Annotated in this window: 1 rRNA gene; it reads left to right on the top strand. The window is 57.8% G+C overall.

The features are described from left to right. The first annotated feature begins 28 nt into the window (after positions 1-28). A 23S ribosomal RNA gene (locus E1284_RS39690) occupies positions 29-3,137 on the top strand. The last annotated feature ends 26 nt before the right edge of the window (positions 3,138-3,163 follow it).

Here is a 3,163-nt window from a genome sequence, read left to right as displayed (position 1 = left end):
TCTGCGATTTGTTTTGATCGTTTTGTGTGTTCAAGTTTTTAAGGGCATACGGTGGATGCCTTGGCATCAGGAGCCGATGAAGGACGTGGGAGCCTGCGATATGCCTCGGGGAGTCGGCAACCAGACTTTGATCCGGGGATTTCCGAATGGGGAAACCTGGCACTCGTCATGGGGTGTCGCCGCCTGCTGAATGTATAGGCAGGTTGGTGGGAACGCGGGGAAGTGAAACATCTCAGTACCCGCAGGAAGAGAAAACAATAGTGATTCCGTGAGTAGTGGTGAGCGAAAGCGGATTAGCCTAAACCGTGCGCGTGTGATAGCCGGCAGGCGTTGCGTGTGCGGGGTTGTGGGACCGCCTTGATCTAGCTGCCGCTGGGTCGGAGAGTTACAAAATATCGTGGTAGTCGAACGGCATGGGAAGGCCGACCGTAGACGGTGAGAGTCCGGTAGACGAAACTGCGGTGTCTCTTGGGTGTGTTCCCGAGTAGCACGGGGCCCGTGAAATCCCGTGTGAATCTGCCACGACCACGTGGTAAGGCTGAATACTTCCTGATGACCGATAGCGGACCAGTACCGTGAGGGAAAGGTGAAAAGTGCCCCGGTGAGGGGTCGTGAAATAGTACCTGAAACCGTGTGCCTACAAGCCGTCAGAGCGTCCTGCAGGGGCTTTGGTCCTTGCTTCGTGATGGCGTGCCTTTTGAAGAATGAGCCTGCGAGTTATGGTGTGTGGCGAGGTTAACCGGTGGCGGGTAGCCGTAGCGAAAGCGAGTCTGAATAGGGCGTTTGAGTCGCATGCTGTAGACCCGAAGCGGGGTGATCTAGCCATGGGCAGGGTGAAGCGCCGGTAAGACGGTGTGGAGGCCCGAACCCACCAGGGTTGAAAACCTGGGGGATGACCTGTGGTTAGGGGTGAAAGGCCAATCAAACTCCGTGATAGCTGGTTCTCCCCGAAATGCATTTAGGTGCAGCGTCGCGTGTTTCTTGCCGGAGGTAGAGCTACTGGATGGCTGATGGGCCCTACAAGGTTACTGACGTCAGCCAAACTCCGAATGCCGGTAAGTGAGAGCGTGGCAGTGAGACTGCGGGGGATAAGCTTCGTAGTCGAGAGGGAAACAGCCCAGATCATCGGCTAAGGCCCCTAAGCGTGTGCTAAGTGGGAAAGGATGTGGAGTTGCTCTGACAACCAGGAGGTTGGCTTAGAAGCAGCCATCCTTGAAAGAGTGCGTAATAGCTCACTGGTCAAGTGATTCCGCGCCGACAATGTAGCGGGGCTCAAGCACACCGCCGAAGCCGTGGCATTGCATCCGTGAGGGTGTGATGGGTAGGGGAGCGTCCTGCAGCCGGTGAAGCCGCCGAGTGATCGAGTGGTGGAGGCTGTGGGAGTGAGAATGCAGGCATGAGTAGCGAGTCACACGTGAGAAACGTGTGCGCCGGATGACCAAGGGTTCCTGGGGCAGGCTAATCCGCCCAGGGTAAGTCGGGACCTAAGGCGAGGCCGACAGGCGTAGTCGATGGACAACGGGTTGATATTCCCGTACCCGCTGGTATGCGCCAACGCTGAACCCTCTGATGCTAAGACCCCGAATCCCGGTTCGAGCCTTCGGGCTTGTTTTGCGGGCAGCGGTCGACCCGAGGGGGTAGTAGGTGAGTGATGGGGTGACGCAGGAGGGTAGCTCAGCCCGGGCGATGGTTGTCCCGGGGTAAGCATGTAGCCCGCGCTATAGGCAAATCCGTAGCGCATGTGGGTGAGATGTGATGCCGAGCCGTTTTAGGTGAAGTGAGTGATCCCATGCTGTCGAGAAAAGCCTCTAGCGAGTGTACTGGCGGCCCGTACCCTAAACCGACTCAGGTGGTCAGGTAGAGAATACCAAGGCGATCGGGTGAACTGTGGTTAAGGAACTCGGCAAATTGCCCCCGTAACTTTGGGAGAAGGGGGACCACGCCCGGTGAAAGGACTAGCTTCTGGAGCTGGGTGGGGTCGCAGAGGCCAGGGGGAAGCGACTGTTTACTAAAAACACAGGTCCGTGCGAAGTCGTAAGACGCTGTATACGGACTGACGCCTGCCCGGTGCCGGAACGTTAAGAGGACCGGTTAGACGCTTTCGGGTGTCGAAGCTGAGAATCTAAGCGCCGGTAAACGGCGGTGGTAACTATAACCATCCTAAGGTAGCGAAATTCCTTGTCGGGTAAGTTCCGACCTGCACGAATGGCGTAACGACTTCCCCGCTGTCTCAACCACAGGCCCGGCGAAATTGCAGTACGAGTAAAGATGCTCGTTTCGCGCAGCAGGACGGAAAGACCCCGGGACCTTCACTACAGCTTGGCATTGGCGCTTGGAGCGTCTTGTGTAGGATAGGTGGGAGACTGTGAAGCCGGCACGCCAGTGTCGGTGGAGTCGTTGGTGAAATACCACTCTGGTCGTTTTGAGCGTCTAACCCGCACCCGTGTATCCGGGTGGGGGACAGTGCCTGGTGGGTAGTTTAACTGGGGCGGTTGCCTCCTAAAGTGTAACGGAGGCGCCCAAAGGTTCCCTCAGCCTGGTTGGCAATCAGGTGGCGAGTGCAAGGGCACAAGGGAGCTTGACTGTGAGACGGACGTGTCGAGCAGGTGCGAAAGCAGGGCCTAGTGATCCGGCACCTACGTGTGGAAGTGGTGTCGCTCAACGGCTAAAAGGTACCCCGGGGATAACAGGCTGATCTTCCCCAAGAGTCCATATCGACGGGATGGTTTGGCACCTCGATGTCGGCTCGTCGCATCCTGGGGCTGGAGTAGGTCCCAAGGGTTGGGCTGTTCGCCCATTAAAGCGGCACGCGAGCTGGGTTTAGAACGTCGCGAGACAGTTCGGTCCCTATCCGCTGCGCGCGTAGGAGAATTGTGAGGGTCTGTCCCTAGTACGAGAGGACCGGGACGGACGGACCTCTGGTGTGCCAGTTGTCCCGCCAGGGGCACGGCTGGTTGGCTACGTTCGGTCGGGATAACCGCTGAAAGCATCTAAGCGGGAAGCCTTCCTCGAGATGAGTTCTCCCACTCCTTTGTGGGTGTAAGGCCCCCGGTAGACGACCGGGTTGATAGGCCGGAGATGGAAGCGCGGTAACGTGTGGAGTCGACCGGTACTAATAGGCCGAGTGGCTTGAACACACTGAACGTTCAAACCAAATCGCTGC

The organism is Actinomadura bangladeshensis (assembly GCF_004348335.1).
Classification (GTDB): Bacteria; Actinomycetota; Actinomycetes; order Streptosporangiales; family Streptosporangiaceae; genus Spirillospora; species Spirillospora bangladeshensis.
This window is presented reverse-complemented; position numbering and strand designations above follow the sequence as displayed.